General features: G+C 60.4%; 20 protein-coding genes. 10 read left to right on the plus strand and 10 right to left on the minus strand.

The features are described from left to right. Positions 1-1,156: thioesterase domain-containing protein (locus ASU23_RS25605; RefSeq protein ID WP_253741483.1), on the plus strand; the 1,156-nt coding region annotated here is incomplete at its 5' end. A gap of 173 nt (positions 1,157-1,329) precedes the next feature. Here ASU23_RS25605 and ASU23_RS25610 read toward each other — a convergent pair. The 5 genes from ASU23_RS25610 to ASU23_RS25630 form a co-directional block, all read right to left on the minus strand. Continuing rightward, entirely contained in the window at positions 1,330-2,232 is a 903-nt protein-coding gene (locus ASU23_RS25610; RefSeq protein WP_064443511.1) for a triacylglycerol lipase, read from the minus strand. Positions 2,233-2,318: 86 nt separating this feature from the next. Continuing rightward, the gene (locus ASU23_RS25615; RefSeq protein ID WP_058039005.1) at positions 2,319-3,356 is read right to left on the minus strand and encodes an alpha/beta hydrolase family protein; all 1,038 of its coding nucleotides are present in this window, start codon (positions 3,354-3,356) and stop codon (positions 2,319-2,321) included. Positions 3,357-3,474: 118 nt separating this feature from the next. After that, positions 3,475-4,335 (minus strand): ABC transporter permease, encoded by an 861-nt coding sequence (locus tag ASU23_RS25620; protein ID WP_058039006.1) that lies wholly within the window; start codon positions 4,333-4,335, stop codon positions 3,475-3,477. Further along, positions 4,332-5,195 carry an ABC transporter permease gene (locus ASU23_RS25625; RefSeq protein WP_054781949.1) on the minus strand — a complete coding sequence of 288 codons (864 nt, stop codon included), beginning with the start codon at positions 5,193-5,195 and terminating at the stop codon, positions 4,332-4,334. The genes ASU23_RS25620 and ASU23_RS25625 overlap by 4 nt, the downstream gene beginning before the upstream one ends. Then, positions 5,192-6,163, minus strand: a complete 972-nt coding sequence (locus tag ASU23_RS25630) for a daunorubicin resistance protein DrrA family ABC transporter ATP-binding protein (protein ID WP_020969036.1) — start codon at positions 6,161-6,163, stop codon at positions 5,192-5,194. Before ASU23_RS25630 ends, ASU23_RS25625 begins: the two co-directional genes overlap by 4 nt. Positions 6,164-6,567: 404 nt before the next feature. On the opposite strand from ASU23_RS25630, the gene ASU23_RS25635 reads away from it, so the two are divergent. Further along, on the plus strand, positions 6,568-7,425 hold the full coding sequence (locus ASU23_RS25635) for a glycosyltransferase family 2 protein (RefSeq protein ID WP_058039007.1): 858 nt from the start codon (positions 6,568-6,570) through the stop codon (positions 7,423-7,425). A 121-nt stretch (positions 7,426-7,546) separates the two neighbouring features. On the opposite strand, the gene ASU23_RS25640 is transcribed toward ASU23_RS25635, so the two are convergent. The 5 genes from ASU23_RS25640 to ASU23_RS25660 all read right to left on the minus strand — a co-directional run bounded on the left by ASU23_RS25640 (position 7,547) and on the right by ASU23_RS25660 (position 12,606). Continuing rightward, positions 7,547-8,524 (minus strand): diiron oxygenase, encoded by a 978-nt coding sequence (locus ASU23_RS25640; protein ID WP_058039008.1) that lies wholly within the window; start codon positions 8,522-8,524, stop codon positions 7,547-7,549. A 6-nt stretch (positions 8,525-8,530) separates the two neighbouring features. Beyond that, complete coding sequence (locus tag ASU23_RS25645) at positions 8,531-9,430, minus strand: prephenate dehydrogenase dimerization domain-containing protein (protein ID WP_058039009.1); 900 nt, start codon at positions 9,428-9,430, stop codon at positions 8,531-8,533. An 8-nt stretch (positions 9,431-9,438) separates the two neighbouring features. Next, a complete protein-coding gene (gene pabB, locus ASU23_RS25650) occupies positions 9,439-11,523 on the minus strand; it encodes an aminodeoxychorismate synthase component I (protein ID WP_058039010.1) in 2,085 nt (694 codons plus the stop codon). Next, positions 11,520-12,044 carry a chorismate mutase family protein gene (locus tag ASU23_RS25655; protein WP_019747551.1) on the minus strand — a complete coding sequence of 175 codons (525 nt, stop codon included), beginning with the start codon at positions 12,042-12,044 and terminating at the stop codon, positions 11,520-11,522. The genes pabB and ASU23_RS25655 overlap by 4 nt, the downstream gene beginning before the upstream one ends. Positions 12,045-12,129: 85 nt before the next feature. Beyond that, positions 12,130-12,606, minus strand: a complete 477-nt coding sequence (locus ASU23_RS25660; RefSeq protein WP_003940943.1) for a hotdog fold domain-containing protein — start codon at positions 12,604-12,606, stop codon at positions 12,130-12,132. A 552-nt stretch (positions 12,607-13,158) separates the two neighbouring features. Between ASU23_RS25660 and rpsJ the strand changes: the two genes are divergently transcribed. Genes rpsJ through rpsC form a run of 8 tightly spaced genes read left to right on the plus strand, consistent with a single transcriptional unit; the run spans position 13,159 to position 17,489 of the window. Next, positions 13,159-13,464, plus strand: a complete 306-nt coding sequence (gene rpsJ / locus ASU23_RS25665; protein ID WP_003938093.1) for a 30S ribosomal protein S10 — start codon at positions 13,159-13,161, stop codon at positions 13,462-13,464. A 17-nt stretch (positions 13,465-13,481) separates the two neighbouring features. After that, positions 13,482-14,138: a 50S ribosomal protein L3 gene (rplC, locus tag ASU23_RS25670; RefSeq protein WP_003940826.1), complete on the plus strand. Its 657-nt coding sequence runs from the start codon at positions 13,482-13,484 to the stop codon at positions 14,136-14,138. Next, positions 14,135-14,809: a 50S ribosomal protein L4 gene (gene rplD, locus ASU23_RS25675; RefSeq protein WP_003940723.1), complete on the plus strand. Its 675-nt coding sequence runs from the start codon at positions 14,135-14,137 to the stop codon at positions 14,807-14,809. Before rplC ends, rplD begins: the two co-directional genes overlap by 4 nt. Further along, positions 14,806-15,111 (plus strand): 50S ribosomal protein L23, encoded by a 306-nt coding sequence (gene rplW, locus ASU23_RS25680; RefSeq protein WP_003940990.1) that lies wholly within the window; start codon positions 14,806-14,808, stop codon positions 15,109-15,111. Before rplD ends, rplW begins: the two co-directional genes overlap by 4 nt. A gap of 39 nt (positions 15,112-15,150) precedes the next feature. Then, positions 15,151-15,987, plus strand: a complete 837-nt coding sequence (gene rplB, locus ASU23_RS25685; protein WP_003940895.1) for a 50S ribosomal protein L2 — start codon at positions 15,151-15,153, stop codon at positions 15,985-15,987. 13 nt (positions 15,988-16,000) lie between these two features. Beyond that, positions 16,001-16,282 (plus strand): 30S ribosomal protein S19, encoded by a 282-nt coding sequence (rpsS, locus tag ASU23_RS25690; RefSeq protein WP_003940820.1) that lies wholly within the window; start codon positions 16,001-16,003, stop codon positions 16,280-16,282. Continuing rightward, positions 16,279-16,683 carry a 50S ribosomal protein L22 gene (rplV, locus tag ASU23_RS25695; protein ID WP_003940717.1) on the plus strand — a complete coding sequence of 135 codons (405 nt, stop codon included), beginning with the start codon at positions 16,279-16,281 and terminating at the stop codon, positions 16,681-16,683. The genes rpsS and rplV overlap by 4 nt, the downstream gene beginning before the upstream one ends. After that, a complete protein-coding gene (gene rpsC, locus ASU23_RS25700; RefSeq protein ID WP_003941003.1) occupies positions 16,683-17,489 on the plus strand; it encodes a 30S ribosomal protein S3 in 807 nt (268 codons plus the stop codon). Before rplV ends, rpsC begins: the two co-directional genes overlap by 1 nt. Positions 17,490-17,538: the final 49 nt, after the last annotated feature.

Genomic DNA, 17,538 nt, shown 5'->3' on the forward strand with positions numbered 1-17,538 from the left:
GTCGTATATGGTGCCGTCGCAGTTTGTGGTGTTGGATGCGTTGCCGCTCAATGCTTCGGGGAAGTTGGATCGGAAGTTGTTGCCGGAGCCGGTGTTCGAGGTTGCGGTGTTCCGGGCTCCCACTACCGAAGCTGAACTACTTGTCGCAAGCGTCTTTTCGGAGATTCTCGGTGTCGAGCACATCGGAGCGGACGACAGCTTCTTCGAGTTGGGTGGCAACTCATTGGTCGCAGCGAGGGTTGCTGCTCGGCTGAGCGCAGCAGTTTCCGTGGAGGTCCCACTGCGACTCATCTTCGCTACTTCGACGGTCAGCGAACTTGCAGAACGAATTGCACTCGGAATTCGAGTGGGCTTCGATGCGAAAACCGATGATGCACTACGAACGCTTCTGCCGCTGAGAACGACAGGGAGCGATGTGCCGTTGTTCTGTGTTCATCCACTCGTTGGACTGGCGTGGCCTTTTGCGCCGTTGGCGGCTGTTGTGGACCGTTCGATTCCGCTTTATGGATTGCAGAGCCCTGTTCTGACTGATGAGGCATTCCAAGGACGATCCCTTGACGATTACGCGGATCGCTACGTGGATGAGATCACCCGGGTTCAGCAGTCAGGCCCGTACCGAATTCTCGGTTGGTCGCTCGGCGCGATCATTGCTCAAGCGGTTGCGGCGAAGATGGAGAAGCGAGGCGAGATCGTTGAGGCGTTGATCTTGCTGGACGGTTCGCCGGAAACACGCGACGAATCAGAGCACGCTGTCCAGGTGCGCGCTGAGTTGGCTGCAATGGGGATTGTCTTCGGCGAGAACGAAAAGCTCGATGAATTGTCGGTCGAAAGGTCTGCAGAGATCTTGACGGCTGTCGACGGAGAGAGAATCGGACTCGATGCGTCTGCGATCAAGCGGTTGCTCACAAGCATTGCGATTTCGGCGAAGCTGATCAACGCCCATCGGCCGCAGTCGTTCGGGGGGCCGATCACCTTCGTGAGTTCGTTGGATCGTTCGGACGCAAAGCAAGCCGATAAGGTTTGGGGTCCGTACGCGCAAGGAGAACTGACGGATGAATTGGTCGACGTTCACCACCTGGAGATGATGTCTCCTGAAGGCGTTCGCGCTATCGGGCTGATCATTGAGCGTGTGTTGCGCGGTGGCGCCGCTGATTGATCAACCGGCGTATACGAGCCTGGTCGGGCGACGGCCAGGCTCGTATGCTTCGCTCTTCGTGATTGGCCTTGTAGGAGGTCATGTTCACCCGTGACAGCGCACGCTTGTCGATCGGAGTTTGTCGAGCGTGCGATTTCGACCGCTGCGGCTGACCATCTCGACGTCTGGGGCAGCTATGCGCAGGGGATCGGCGTGAATTCCGGATCGAGCGCGGATTTTACGAGGTCCAACGAATGCGCGTCACGAACCAGCCCCGCATGCGAGGCAGTGTTGCCTGGGCATCCATCCTGGACCCAGACGTTGTTTACAACGGAATTGGGGCCTGCGGTAAGGAACGAAGCTTCCGGAGGGGTTGAAATCTGGTCGTGAGCGGTCGCGATTACGGTATATGTAACTCCCGGTTGGGTTTCCGAGCCCGCATTGAGCTCAGTCAACAGCGGTGTCCCTTGAAGTTGTTGAACACCGGCTGGTCCCCAAATCGCCTGAACCAAGAGGTCTCCAGGAAGCCCCATATCTGAGAGTTGTTTGGCGTTTGCTTGCAAGCCGCCGAAGGTCGTTCCGTGGTTGGTAGCGCCGAGGGTGACCAGAGAATGGACGGCGTTTTTCGACGGATCTTCCGGAGTCGAACCACCGTCGAACTTCAGGTACTGGCGAGCGACGACTCCCCCTTGGGAGTGGCCTACGAGATCCACCTGGCCTGCACCCGTATGACGGCGAACTGAATCAACGAAGGTTGCAAGCTCTTTCGCTGAAGTCGCAATGTCCCTGATACCCCATTGGAGAGCGTTGGGATTGAAGATTTCCCGTGCCCCTCCATAATTGAGAGCAAATACGCAGTAGCCGAGATCAGCAAGTTGCGGGGAAAGTTCAGCCCAGGTATCAACCATGTTCGCGGTTGTTCCATGGATGAGAACTACCGGACGAGGATGATCGGCGCTCGGAACGCAATTCCAGTTGTTGGAGCCCGCCGGCGATGGACCCATAGTCGCGAAACCAGGGCTGGGTTCTCGATCATCCGCCAGGGCACTAACTGAGGTGCCAGACAGCAGGAAACACGTTCCCAGTACGACCAGCATGATCCGAATGAACCGCACCGCTGATTCCTCCTATGAAGCTAATCGGTGCCTCGTGCTGGAGTTGAAGCCAGCACGAGGCACTTGAATCAGACGCCCAGAGACTGTGCGATGAATGGCCAGGACTTGTGTAGATCGTCTTGCCAGTAGCCCCATGAATGGGTACCTGTTGGTCGGAAATCCACTACTGCCGGAATATTCAGTTCGAAGAGCCGCTTCGCCATGTTGGAAGTACACAGGTTGGTTGCAAGCTCGATCGGACTGCCGACAACGATCTGGTCGAACATCGCAGCGCGGCCGTCCTGGATGCGCGGATTAGCAGGGGTGTCATTGGGGAAACCGGGGAGCCCGCTGCCGGTGCTCATGTAAATCTGTGTGCCACGCAGCTTCTCAGCGTTCACAAGGGGGTCGTGTTCCCGCCAACCGGGGCCGTCGAACGGACCCCACATGTTCTGCACGTCGTCAACGCCGCCGATCCACTCCGTGGTGGTCTTGACGAACTGCTGGCCGAGCGGATCGCTGGTCTGAGCACACCCGCTGAATGCGGCAACGGAGTTGTAAAAACCTGGGTACTCGATCGCCAGGTTGAGCACAGAAGTACCCGACATCGAGATTGCTGCAATCGACTGTTCGCCATTGCTGCCAAGTTGCTTGTTCAGCAACGGGGGGAGCTCCTTACCCAGAAAAGTGCTCCACATGTTCTTACCAAGTTTCGGGTCTTCCTTCTGCCAGTCGGTGTAGTACGACAGGCGTCCACCAACTGGCGTCGCGACGTTGACGTTCTTGTCCTGGAAGAAGTCGACGACATCGGTCTGGTACTCCCAAGTAGCGGAATCTTGTCCACCACCGGCTCCGTTGAGCAAGTAAAGGATGGGACGGGGCGCGGAGTCATCGGCAGGAGTGATGACCTGAATTGGAACAACGCGGTCCATCGACGCCGCGTATACATTCACGATCTTTTGGCGATCGTTCACTTGCTCGACTGAGACGACGTAAGAACCACTCGTGACGGGCTCCACCGAATCTCCGCCGCCCTGGTGAGTGACAGGCGACGCAGTTGCGATACCGGCCGGAACCAGAGCGCACACCATCGTCACCGCGGCGACACCGGTAGCGCGCCTCCACATGGACTGCCTTGTACGCGTCAAGTTAGATACCTCTCGTTGCGTGGCACGGGTACATCGATGCTCATCCCTGGTGCCACTTGTTTCTCGAACTGTGAAGTCGGTTTGCGGTCTGTATTCGTTACGACATCGCCGCGGCGCGTCGGTATCCCCGAATTGCTGGGTAGACGAAGACCAGAATCATGCCGATGGACCAGATCAGCGTCTTGACGAGGGGTTCCGCCACAGGACCGCCCAACGACAGCCCTCTCATCGTGTCGATAGCGACGGACATCGGTTGCTCTGCCACCACTGGTTGAAGCCACTTCGGGTAGGCCATCACAGGGACGAATCCGGAATTGAAGAACATCAATAGTGTGCACGAGATGGATACGATTTCGACGAGCGGCAAGTTGTCGGAGACAGTGGCCAGGGCCGTCACCATCATGGCAAAACCGACGCCGAAAATGACGGGCAACGCCAAGATCGCGAAGGCCGCCAGCGGACCTTGATTGAATCGGAACCCCAGCAGATAGCCGACGCCGAGAATCACGATTGACGTGAGAAGAACTCGGACTGCTTCTGCGATCATGCGTCCGACGAGACTCGAGGCGCGATGCGCGGGGAGCGTCCAGAATCGACTCAGCAGTCCGGACGCGCGTTCACCTTTGAGGCCGACGGCGCTCGCAATCGACCCGAACATAGCGCCTACGAGGATGATCAGTGGAACTGTCCCGAAAATACTCGACTGGCCGGTTGCTGCTGTAATCGAATTGCCCAATACGACCCGGAACATGAGCAACATGAATGCTGGGTATATGAGGGCTTGAATGGCCGTCGACGGATCTCGCAGCCAGGTGAGCAGCAGGCGTTTAGCCTGAATCCCACTGTGCACGACCAGCGCCTTGAACGAGTTCTCGGGGAGCGCTTTATCCGGGTAAGGGAAGTTGAACCCCTCGACCGGGCGGACTACAGCCATGAATCGATCTGTCGGTTCGTTCATGACCGCCTCATACTTGCCCAGAACGCGAGTGGCGCGAACACGACGATCAACCCGATAGTCCACGCAACGACGGGAAACAGGACGCTCCAGGTGACTCCGCCTTGTGCAAGATCACGCATGGCGAATGAAAACTGCGATACCGGTTGATTGCGTACAAACGGCCGAATCCACTCGGGAAAGCCGGTCTCGGGCGCAAAACCGCAGGACAACATCCCCAGAATCAACTGTGGCAATGTCAGCGCTTGACTGGTGGCCTGCGGGCTCTTCGACAATGAGCCGATGGCGTCACCAGCGAAGGACAGGCAGGTGCTGAACGCCAGGGCGACAGCGCAGAACAAGACGGCCTGCCCGACTCCGGCTGAGAATCGAAAACCGATCAAGTGGCCGAACGCCAATGCGGCAGCAAGCGAGACTGTTGATCTGACGAACCCACTGGATTGACGGGACAGCAGCGGGATCGGGCCGACGACCGGCATGGTTTTCATCCGGTTGCTGAAGCCGGTGATCGATTCGGTCGAAGACATTTGAGCAGCCGAGATCGATGTGAATGCCATCGCCTGCAGGACAATGATCGGCATCAAGAACTGCGCGTAGTTGATCCCTTGAAGTTGCATGACGAACTTCAAGGGAAGGTAGAACCCGATCGTGAAGATCAGCGGTGCGATGACTGCAACGAGCAGCTCATAGCGCTTGACCATCGATTTGACGGTGCGTGCAGTCAGCACCCACCACTGATTGATCGCTGATGGATGCGGTCGGCGGTGCTTTCCAACGCTTAAAGCCTCGGGGACTGCAATCTTGCTGCGACTTTCCCCGCGGACAGTCACTTGATCGACCCCGAATTTTGTAGTTGTCGTCACGGCGTCTCGCTTACGTGCTGTTCACCTGTGAGTGAAAGAAAGACGTCATCGAGTGACGGGCGACGAAGCGCGATGTCTGCAAGCGGAATCCGTGCGTGGTCCAGACGACGCAGCGCTTCGGAGAGGGTTCCTGCGCCGACAGGTGCGGGGATAGCGATGCGACCGCTTTCTTGTGCCAGATCGAATCTGAAGTCGCGGGGGACCAGATTGCCCAGGGCATGGACCGCATGAGGCAGCTGTTTGAGATCTGCGGGCACAATCTCGCAGAAGCTTGCGCCGGTTCGCGCCTTCAGTTGGTCAGCAGTCCCCTCAGCAATGACTGCGCCTTTGTCGATGACGATGATGTTGTCGCTCAGTAAATCTGCCTCTTCGAGGTACTGAGTTGTCAGGAGCACGGTGATTCCCTGCTCCTTCAGTGACTGGACCAGCGACCAGACGCTCTGCCGACTGCGCGGATCCAAGCCGGTGGTCGGCTCGTCGAGGAAAACGACCTCGGGGCGAACAACCAGGCCACACGCGATATCGATTCGTCGGCGCATACCGCCGGAGTAGTTCCTCACTACTCGAGATCCTGCTTCGACGAGGTCGAATTGAGAGAGCAGGTCGGCAGCGCGCACCTTCGCCGACATTCGGTCGAGACCCATCAACCTGCCGAACAGTTCGATGTTCTCCCGGCCGGTGAGTGAATCGTCCAGGGCGGCGAACTGCCCGGTCATCATGATGGAGCGTCGAACCTCGGGAGCATTGCGCACTACGTCGTAGCCAGCCACCATCGCGCGTCCACTGGTGGGACGAATGAGCGTGGAGAGGACCTTCACCGTCGTCGTCTTGCCTGCGCCGTTGGGACCTAAGATGCCGAGCACTGTCCCACGTGGGGCGGTGAAGTTGATCCCTCGCAGCGCGTGCACGTTCTTGAAGGACTTGTGTACGTCCTCCACTAGTACCGCTGCGTCCGTGGAAAAGGGCATCAACACTCCGCTGTCTGCATTGTCGGAACGGGCACGCGCTCCCGACGGGCGCACAGATGCCTTCTGTCTTCTATCCGTGATCTCCGCTCAGATGTTACCGGAGGGTCAAACCGACACTCGGGCAATCGGACGCGTGAGAGGGAGTATGTGGCTCCTGCCAGCAACTCTCACCTTCGATTTCACCTTGTGGCAAGAATCACAAATATTCTTTGTAACGTAAAGATCTCTTCTAATTGAACGAATGACCAAATAGATTTTCAGCGCATCTGCGCAGGTGGGTATTCGGTTGCGCGGACCGGAGGTCTTTGATTTGACCGGTGACGAAAGTCCCCCGATTCCTTCCGGTTGGTCCCCTGGGCCCGCTGCTCGATGTCTTGTGGAGAGATTCGCGATACCGTTGGGAAATGGCGAACGCGACGTTGTCGGTGGTTGTTCCGGCTTTTAATGAATCTGAATACATCGAAACGTGCATCGAAGCGCTCATTGCTCAAGGTGAATATGTCGACGAAATCATCATCGTTGACAATAATTCCTCGGACAACACTTCCGAGTTGATCAAGAAGTATCAAAGTAGTTGTCCCAAGGTTCGGCTTCTCAAAGAATCCCGCCCCGGGGTGGTGCATGCGAGAAACAAAGGGTTTGACGCGGCGAGTGGAGAAATTATCGGACGTATCGACGCGGATACGATCGTGGGGGAAGACTGGGCCGTTGCGGTTCACGAATTCTTCGAGCGTCGCGACGATTTCTCGGGCGTAACTGGCCTGACTTACCTTTATGAATCTCCGATCGCCGGCCTTCAGCGCCGATGGACGAATTGGCGACTCGGTCGCGGGGCTCAGGGGGCGGTTCGGCCCGTTGTTGCAGTTCCAGGCAGTAACATGGCCATGCGTCGGTCGGCTTGGTTGGCCGTTAGGGGTGCGGTCAGCGATCGAACCGACATTCATGAGGATATCGATCTATCCCTCTGCATGGCGCATGTTCGTTGCGCAGTGGGGCAGATCTCGAGCATGGCCGCAAAGGTTTCGGGTAGACGTGGAGTTAGTTCGCCGCGAGTGTATGCACGATATAATCGAGCATCGAAGAAAACCCTCGAGCATCATGGTGTATCGAATTGGAAGTTAACATTCTTGATTGCAGCAGACAGTATTCTGCATGCAATCTTGTGGCCTCTTTATCGAATTTATGACAAGGATTCCGGACAACTCTCGTCTCGGGTCTTGGGTCGGAGGCAGCGGGCGCGGGATCTTCCCGTCTTTTCTTGATAAATCCGTCCGGTATTTATTCGAGAACGCTCGTGTCTAGCTGAAAAATCGGGAGTGCCCGATAATTGCGGACTATTGCTGGTTCTCGTTCGTTGCGAACTATTTCTTTTATTGCACGGGATTAACTGGCAGAATATTTATCTGCAGCGATTGTTACTTCTGATGTAACTTGTAGCTTTTGGAGCAAGGACGATATTCCGCTGTAATCCTGTACGAACAGTTCGTTGCTCGGTTCCAACGCGACATCATCGAGCATCTTCTGTCCGCCGGGTATGGCTTCGATCTCCATGATTGCTCGCCACGCGCCGAAGTCGGTTCCGCTGAAAGCGCGCATGGCGCCCTCGAAGCCTTCCAGTAGATAGCTGCGATCTCCACGATTCAAGGAATCCCAGACCAGTACCGCCAGTTCCCCGGCAATCGAGGCATGGCAGTACTCGTCGCGAGCGTGCAACCGAATGGTCGCGCGGTTGATCGACTGCACGCCCGGGTCGTCCGAGATCAGGTCGAGGTATGCGGTGATCGACACCTCGGCGACGGTCATGAACGCCAACTGTGTCAGCGCGATCTTGCGCGGATCACCGGCTGCGTCGAGGGCTTGCGCCCGCGTGTGGACCGTCAGGACGTCTGGCAGTGCCTTGGCCGGAAGCCCCCAGCCCCTGCCTCGACGGGTCGCTGAACTGGCATTGAAGTGCATGAGCGTGTGATATTGCTCGTCGACCATCGCCTGATTGACCGCCACTGCAGCCCAATCTCCGAGACCGACGCCGAGTCGGTCTTCGGCGAGAACGTCGAAGCCGGGATTGACGACGTACTTCTCGATGTCCATGACGTTCTTGTTGAACGCGATCCATGCCCAGGCTTGCAGGCGTTGCTTCTGCTCGGGTCTCAATGCCAGGTAGGTCGGATGCTCCGCGAACGGGAGAAGTGCTTCGGGGTAGTCGGACAGCGACGAATCGAAGAGATCGTCCAGTTCCGGCTCCGCCTTCTTCACGGTTGCCCGGCGCGCCCAATTGCTCGCAAGGCGGCGGACGATTGCACTCTCGACCGGATCGGAGGCGTCGTACTCTGGGAGGCTGGGCGGACTCACTCCAGGTCTCATCGTGCCCTACTCTCTGTGCCCTTCGGCGATCTCTCTGTGCCCTTCGGCAATGCGATCGAACAAGCTCTGGCACTCCGCGTTCAATTCGCCTGAGCGATTGTCGAGCGCTGCGTCGGCGGTTTTCATCAGCGTCGTGAAGTCGCCGAGGGTTTCGGCCGCCCTGTCCACCTGTGCGGTGGCATCGAACAGTGCTTTTCGTGTCGCACCTGCATACGGATTGCCCGCTTGCACGTCCCAGTACACCTCCGGTTCGCCGCCGGCTACACGCGCCAGGAGCGCGAGCAAGGTCCGATGCGGGGGAGGGGCGACCGCGAGGAGTTCGTCCGCGGAAACTCCGAGTTCAGCCAGGGCAACGCCGAAAGCCAGCACCGACGCGTGTGTCAGAACCTGGGTGGCCGCAGCCAACCGGTCGTGACGATCGGCGTCCATCACCGCGACCGACGCGCCCCACGAGCGCACGATGTCGAGGAATCTGTCGGACTGCGGACCGCCGACGTACGGCACTGCGATGACGGCCCGACCGCGTGGCCCGAGCGACGGACGGAACATGGGGTTGAGTCCGAGGAACTCCCCTTCTCGGCCGGCGTCGGCGATTGCTGCGTCCATCCGCGATTTGACCGACAGCGTGTCCACAACGAGAGCGCCGGATGTCCGAAGGCTCGGTAGTGCGGCTAGAGCGACCTGTTCGGGAACCGCGAGCACGATGATGCGCGAGGACTCCACGTGCGCGAGGACTTGCTCACTGGGTTTCGTGATGTCTCCGACGACTACATCTCCGTCGGGATCGCTGCCTGCTGGGTCGACGACGGTGACGGTCGACCCCCCGGCGCGAAGCAGTTCGACGAACATGGATCCGACGGCACCCAGCCCGCCGACAACCGTCGCTGTGCCTGATGACGCCGTCATGGCTGGATCTACCCGCCGTACTCGAGGACCCGCGAGGACACCGCGTCGAGCGCACGGAGCAGCGTGGACGCCTTGACCGTGGTCTCGTCGAATTCTTCTTCCGGATCGGACAACGCTGTGATGGCACCGCCGATTCCGAAGGTCACGCCGCTCTCGGTGCAGACCAGCGACCGGATCACGATCGAGAGGTCCGCGGCGCCACCGAGCGCGAAGTACCCGATCGATCCCGAGTAGACCCCACGTGGGCCGGATTCGAGACGGTCGATGATCTCCATCGTCCGTACCTTCGGGGCGCCGGTCATCGATCCACCGGGGAACGCGGCACGCACACAGTCCACCGCCGACGACCCCGGACTCAGATGTCCACGCACCGTCGACACCATTTGGTGAACGGACGAGTACGACTCGATCGCGAACAGCCTCGGAACGTGGACACTTCCCGGAACGCAGACCTTGGTGAGGTCGTTGCGGGTGAGGTCCACGATCATCAGGTTCTCGGCGCGGTCCTTCTCGCTGTCGAGCAGGTCCTGCCGTAGGGCAGCATCACGCGCTCGGGTGACGCCGCGCGGGCGGGTCCCTTTGATCGGCTTGGACTCGACGTTGCCGGCCGAGTCGACACGAAGGAACCGCTCAGGCGAGGCCGAGACCACCGAGATACCGGTGAAGTCGAGAAGTGCGCTGTACGGCGTCGGATTGATCGAGCGCAGATACTCGAACGCCTGCTGTGCATCGATCGTCTCGTCGACGCTCGCCATGTTGGTCAGACACACCTCGTAGGACTCACCCGCCCGGATCTCCGAGAGGGCCGTTCCGATCAACGACAGGTACTGATCGCGATCATGCCGAAGGCGAGCCTGCGTCCAGACGGTGTCGCTGATCAGCGGAACGGGGGTGCGTTCCGGAAGGTCCGCGCCGATCCGCGCCAGGGTGTCGACGGTCGATTCGAGCCAATCGTCATAGCCGGCGTCCCGGACTTTCTCGCGCAGTCTCAAAACGTGAGTGCGGCCCGCGGTGTGATCGATGACGACGGCGCGATCGGCAAACACCAGAGCAGCATCAGGAGTGGGTGCCGGATGGACTGCCCTTCCTCCGGTCTGTGCTTTCAGTTCGTAGCCGAGGTAGCCCACGTAGCCGAGGTTGAAGTCGAGTTCCGGATGGGAGGGCACGAAGCGCGTCGCGAGTTGTGCGTCCAAGTAATCGAAGAACGGAACTCGAATGTGCTCGTCGGACAAGCCTTTTCGGCTGACAGTCAGTACCTCGGCTTGCACCTCGTACGTGATGAACTCGGCCAGCGGCCCCGACGAATCGCCGAGAATCGAAAAGCGCGCACTCGGCTCTGCGGTTGCCGCGCGGTCCAGCCAGAACGCGTTCGGGCCGTCGGCGAACAGTGCTGCATAGGCCGCCGACGGGTCCACTGCAAAATCGAGAGTCACGTCGTCGACGTCGTAGTTGATCGCCGGCCGCAGGTCGGGTGTTTGCGGAGCAGGTTCGGGTCGGATCACCGAATCCAGAGTGCGTCCGACGGACAGATCGCGGAAGTTCGCGAGCAAATCTATGCCGAACTCGGTACTGATGGACTCCGGATGGAACTGAACGCCCCACATCGGCTTGGTCCGGTGCCGGACACCCATGAGCAGACCGTCGGACGTCCACGCGGTACGAACGAAGGCGTTCGGCAGATTCTCGACGGTCAACGAGTGGTAGCGAACAGCTCGGAACGGCGACGGAAGTCCGGCAAAGATGCCCGAGCCGTCGTGATCGATCAGCGAAATTCGGCCGTGCATCGGGACGGGCGCAACCACCACGTCCGCGCCGAACAACTCGCACAGGCCCTGGTGGCCGAGACAGACACCGAGAAGTGGGAGAGGCGCTTCTTCGATGAAACGGCGGCTGATTCCGAAATCACGGTCGCGATCCGGCCGGCCGGGACCTGGGGAGATGACCACGTTGTCGTACGACGCGAGATCGAGGGAATCCCAATCCGCGTCGTTGCGGACCACGGTCGGCACAACCCCGTTGACCTCGGTCAACAGGGTGAACAGGTTGTAGGTGAACGAGTCGTAATTGTCCACCAGAAGGGTGCGGGAACTCATGTCGATGATCCTGATCTCGGTCCGACGGATTCCCGAACAGTGTCCTCCTCCTCAACAGGTGCGTTGATCACCAGGTCTTCGAGTCGACAGGTCTCGGCAATCATCAGCTCGTACAGGGCGTTGAAGAAGTCGGGGGAGAGGTCGTGTCTACGGGCGAATTCACGCGCCCGCTCCTGCACGAGGCGGACGCGGCCGGGTTGCATCATCGGAACCTCGCGGGAGCGCTTCCACTCGCCGATGCGCAGGCAGAGTTCCAGCCGCTGCCGCACCGTCTCGAGAAGTAGAGCGTCGATGGCGTCGAGGTCGCGCCGGAAGCTGTCCAATCCCTCGGCCTCGTCCGGATACGACGAGGTCTGCGTGCCTGCTTCGGAACTCGTTGTGGTCAAGAACTCTTCCACGAGGCCTCCCGGTGCTCGGCGTGACGCGAGGTCGACAATGTGGTGCCCGGAACGCAACCCACCTCCGGACACCGGCACCCCGACCGACCATCGCCGTTCGGGGAGGTGTTCCACGATCGTCATTCGCCGAAACCTGCGGTGGTGCCTAATTCTGCGAAACCTGTTTGGCGGGCGAATCAGGTTGCGATGCAGGCGGGTTCGTGAGTGCCTACTTGGGGGAGACCCAGGTGGTGATTTCGGCGTGGACTACTTCCTTGCCGCCCCGGTCGAAGATCGAGATGGGAACGAGAAGTTCCGTGCCACTCTCGATCGCCGCGAAGTCCGGCAAAGTCTCGAGTCGGGCGACCGCCCGCAGGCCGGTCTCGGCCTTGGCGAGGTAGTCGACCTTCATCGACTTGGGGATCCAGCGGTGGGAGTTCGGAACCGTCGCTTCGCTCAGCATGCCCATCGCGACCTCCGCGAGGTTGCAGGCAGCGATCGCGTGAAAAGTGCCGAGATGGTTGTGGACGCCCCACCATTTGGGGGAGCGGACCTCGCAGAGCCCTGGTTCCAACTTGGTCACCCGGGGGAGAACAGAGGCGAAATAGGGCACGCGAATGGACATCGCCGCCGAGAAAACTGCATGTCCGAGGGCGTTGTCCGGCAATTTCTGCCATCCGCGATAGGTAGGGCTGGAGGTAGTCATAGGCGTATCTTACTTCTGAGTAAGGTTGTTGTCGCGCAGCTCACTCGGAAAAGGCAGTTCGGGGGAGTTGAGGATTTGGGCCAGGTACGGCATACTGGTCGGGTTGCCTTGTCCGGGACGCGGTCGATTGCGGCCGTGATCGGGTAAGGGTAAGACGTCACAGACGATCGATCGCAGATCCCGTCAGGGTAATCGGGTCAACGACTGTGACCATGCAAGACGAGAAGTAATGCAGGACGGAAGCAGTACCTACTTTGTGTTCGACATCGAACACGTCCGGTACGCATCACGTGCCAGATAGTCGAAAGATTGTCCGGCGCAGGATGAGTGAGAAGGCGACACGCCCGACCGCGTGTACCGGAGAACAATGACAAACGAACAGCGGCAGCAGATCCTGATCTCGATCCGAATCTCGGTACTCCCGAGAACTTGGACTTGGTCCCGATCGCTTCAGTGTTCGTCGTGTCATCGTCCAGGCAAGGACTGTGCAGACGAGGTAGCTCGAGCCTGACCAGGCGGGCTACGAAACGCGGCAAGAAAAGGACACTAAGCGTGGCGGGACAAAAGATCCGCATCAGGCTCAAGGCCTACGACCACGAGGCGATCGACGCGTCAGCGCGCAAGATCGTCGAGACGGTAACCCGTACGGGTGCCCGCGTCGTTGGACCTGTGCCGTTGCCGACCGAGAAGAACGTATATTGCGTCATCCGCTCGCCGCACAAGTACAAGGACTCGCGCGAGCACTTCGAGATGCGTACTCACAAGCGGCTGATCGACATTCTCGACCCGACGCCGAAGACGGTTGACGCGCTCATGCGCATCGACCTTCCGGCCAGTGTCGACGTGAACATTCAGTGACGGCGGAGACAAAAACAATGACTGATACCAAGATCAAGGGAATCCTGGGCACCAAGCTCGGCATGACCCAGGTCTTCGACGAGAACAACCGGGTTGTCCCGGTCACCGTCGTGAAGGCTGGGCCGAACGTCGTAACCCAGATCCGTACCGAAGAGCGTGACGGCTACAGCGCCGTTCAGCTCGCGTTCGGCGCCATCGACCCGCGCAAGGTGAACAAGCCGACTTCCGGCCAGTTCACCAAGGCTGGTGTGACCCCGCGTCGCCACGTAGTGGAGCTCCGCGTTGCGGACACCTCCGACTACGAGGTCGGCCAGGAGCTCACCGCCGAGGTCTTCGAGGACGGCGCATACGTCGACGTCACCGGAACCAGCAAGGGCAAGGGCTTCGCCGGAACCATGAAGCGTCACGGCTTCAAGGGACAGGGCGCGTCGCACGGTACCCAGGCTGTTCACCGCCGCCCGGGCTCCATCGGTGGCTGTGCAACTCCCGGCCGCGTGTTCAAGGGCATGCGCATGTCCGGACGCATGGGTAGCGACCGCATCACGACGCAGAACCTCTCGGTCCACAAGGTGGATGCAGAGAACGGCCTGCTGCTGATCAAGGGTGCGATCCCCGGCCGCAAGGGCGGCCTCGTGATCGTCAAGAGTGCAGTGAAGGGTGGTGCACGGGCATGACCAGCACCGAGACCAAGTTGACCCTGGACGTCAAGGTCGCCGGCGGCAAGACCAACGGCACCGTCGATCTCCCCGCTGAGATCTTCGACGCTCCGGCCAACATCGCGCTTCTCCATCAGGTTGTCGTCGCGCAGCTCGCAGCTGCTCGTCAGGGAACCCACTCCACCAAGACCCGCGGCGACGTCCGCGGCGGTGGCAAGAAGCCGTACCGCCAGAAGGGCACCGGCCGCGCACGCCAGGGCTCGACTCGCGCACCGCAGTTCGTCGGCGGCGGAACCGTTCACGGCCCGCAGCCGCGTGACTACAGCCAGCGCACCCCCAAGAAGATGAAGGCAGCCGCTCTTCGCGGAGCCCTCTCTGACCGCGCACGCAACGAGCGCATCCACGTCATCACCGAACTGGTTGCAGGGCAGACGCCTTCGACCAAGGGCGCAATCGCGTTCCTCGGCGAGATTTCGGATCGCAAGAAGCTGCTGCTCGTCGTGGGTCGCCAGGATGTAGCCGCTTGGAAGAGCGTGCAGAACCTGGAAGGCGTGCATCCCATTGCACCCGACCAGCTCAACACCTACGACGTGCTCAATGCAGACGATGTCGTGTTCAGCGTCGAGGCACTCAACGCGTTCATCCACGGGCCCGCAGAGAGCGCTCAGAACAAGGAGGACGCCAAGTGAGCACCATCGCTGACCCCCGCGACATCCTGCTCGCTCCGGTCATCTCCGAGAAGTCCTACGGACTGATCGAGGAAGGCACCTACACCTTCCTGGTGCACCCGGACTCGAACAAGACGCAGATCAAGATTGCCGTCGAGAAGGTCTTCGGCGTCAAGGTGACCAGCGTCAACACCGCCAACCGTCAGGGCAAGCGTAAGCGGACCCGATTCGGTTACGGCAAGCGCAAGGACACCAAGCGCGCGCTCGTGACCCTGTCCGCTGACAGCAAGCCCATCGAGATCTTCGGAGGACCGGTCGCGTAAGCGCCGGGACTTGACGAGACATAGAGGACGAGAAGACTCATGGCAATCCGTAAGTACAAGCCGACAACACCGGGCCGTCGTGGCTCGAGCGTCTCGGACTTCGCCGAGATCACTCGGTCGACCCCCGAGAAGTCGCTGGTTCGCCCGCTGCACGGTCGCGGTGGACGTAACGCACACGGTCGTATCACCACCCGTCACAAGGGTGGCGGACACAAGCGTGCATACCGACTGATCGATTTCCGTCGCAACGACAAGGACGGCATCCCGGCAAAGGTCGCTCACATCGAGTACGACCCCAACCGCACAGCAAACATCGCACTCCTGCATTACGCAGACGGTGAGAAGCGCTACATCATTGCCCCCAAGGGCCTGGTGCAGGGTTCACCGGTCGAGTCCGGTGCAGGCGCCGACATCAAGCCGGGCAACAACCTGCCGCTGCGCAACATCCCGACTGGTACCACCATCCACGGTGTGGAACTGCGTCCCGGCGGCGGAGCCAAGATGGCTCGTTCCGCAGGCGCCAGCATCCAGCTCCTCGGTAAGGAAGGCAGCTACGCCACGCTGCGTATGCCTTCCGGTGAAATCCGTCGCGTCGACGTGCGCTGCCGCGCATCCGTCGGCGAGGTCGGCAACGCCGAGCAGTCGAACATCAACTGGGGCAAGGCCGGCCGTATGCGTTGGAAGGGCAAGCGCCCGACCGTTCGTGGTGTCGTGATGAACCCGGTCGACCACCCGCACGGTGGCGGCGAGGGCAAGACCTCAGGTGGACGCCACCCGGTCAGCCCGTGGGGTAAGCCTGAAGGCCGTACCCGCAAGAACAAGGCAAGCGACAAGATGATCGTCCGTCGCCGCCGCACCGGCAAGAACAAGCGCTAGGAGGGAGTGAAGGATGCCACGCAGCCTTAAGAAGGGCCCGTTCGTCGATGACCACCTCCTCGCGAAGGTGGATGTACAGAACGAAAAGGGAACCAAGCAGGTCATCAAGACCTGGTCCCGTCGTTCGACAATCATCCCGGACTTCATCGGCCACACGTTTGCAGTTCACGACGGCCGCAAGCACGTCCCCGTGTTCGTTTCCGACTCCATGGTCGGACACAAGCTCGGAGAGTTTGCACCGACCCGCACGTTCAAGGGTCACATCAAGGATGATCGGAAGGCGAAGAGGCGATGAGCAACACCGAAACCGCCAACCCGACTGCCAAGGCTGTAGCGAAGCACGTTCGCGTTACGCCGATGAAGGCACGTCGAGTTGTGGACCTGGTCCGCGGGCGCTCGGTTGAAGACGCCCTGAACATCCTGAAGTTCGCGCCGCAGGCAGCGAGCGAGCCGGTCGCCAAGGTGATCGCCTCCGCAGCAGCCAACGCCGAGAACAACCTCGACCTCGACCCCAGCACGCTTGTCGTTGCTACGGCGTTCGTGGACGAGGGCGCGACCCTCAAGCGGTTCCAGCCGCGTGCACAGGGACGTGCGTTCCGTATTCGCAAGCGCACCAGTCACATCACCGTGATCGTGGAGAGCCTGCCGAAGACCGGAACATCGACCCGTAATCGCCGGAAGGGAAGTGCTCAGTAGTGGGCCAGAAAATCAACCCGCACGGCTTCCGTCTCGGCATCACCACCGACTGGAAGTCTCGCTGGTACGCAGACAAGCAGTACGCGGAGTACGTCAAGGAAGACGTCGCGATCCGTAAGCTCCTCGCCACCGGCATGGAGCGCGCAGGAATCGCGAAGGTCGAAATCGAGCGCACCCGTGACCGTGTTCGCGTGGACATCCACACTGCACGTCCGGGCATCGTCATCGGCCGCCGCGGCGCCGAAGCCGATCGCATCCGCTCCGAGCTCGAGAAGCTGACCGGCAAGCAGGTTCAGCTGAACATCCTCGAGGTCAAGAACGCAGAAGCTGAAGCACAGCTCGTCGCACAGGGTGTGGCCGAGCAGCTCTCGAACCGCGTTGCCTTCCGTCGTGCAATGCGCAAGGCCATCCAGTCGGCCATGCGTCAGCCCAACGTCAAGGGAATCCGCGTTCAGTGCTCCGGTCGTCTCGGCGGCGCCGAGATGTCCCGGTCGGAGTTCTACCGCGAAGGCCGTGTGCCGCTGCACACGCTTCGTGCGGACATCGACTATGGCCTCTACGAGGCCAAGACCACCTTCGGTCGCATCGGCGTCAAGGTCTGGATCTACAAGGGCGACATCGTCGGTGGCAAGCGTGAGCTCGCCGCCAACACGGCCGCACCGGCCGGGGATCGCCCGCGTCGTGAGCGTCCGAGCCGTCCGCGTCGTTCCGGTGCCACCGGTACCACTGCGACCAGCACCGAGGCCGGCCGCGCAGCGACCGCAACCGCCGATGCTCCCGCAACTGAACAGAATCAGGAGGGCTGACGCATGTTGATCCCACGGCGGGGCAAGCACCGCAAGCAGCACCACCCGA

Origin of the sequence: Rhodococcus sp. KB6 (assembly GCF_001445685.1) — a bacterium.
Lineage (GTDB): Bacteria > Actinomycetota > Actinomycetes > Mycobacteriales > Mycobacteriaceae > Rhodococcus_F > Rhodococcus_F qingshengii.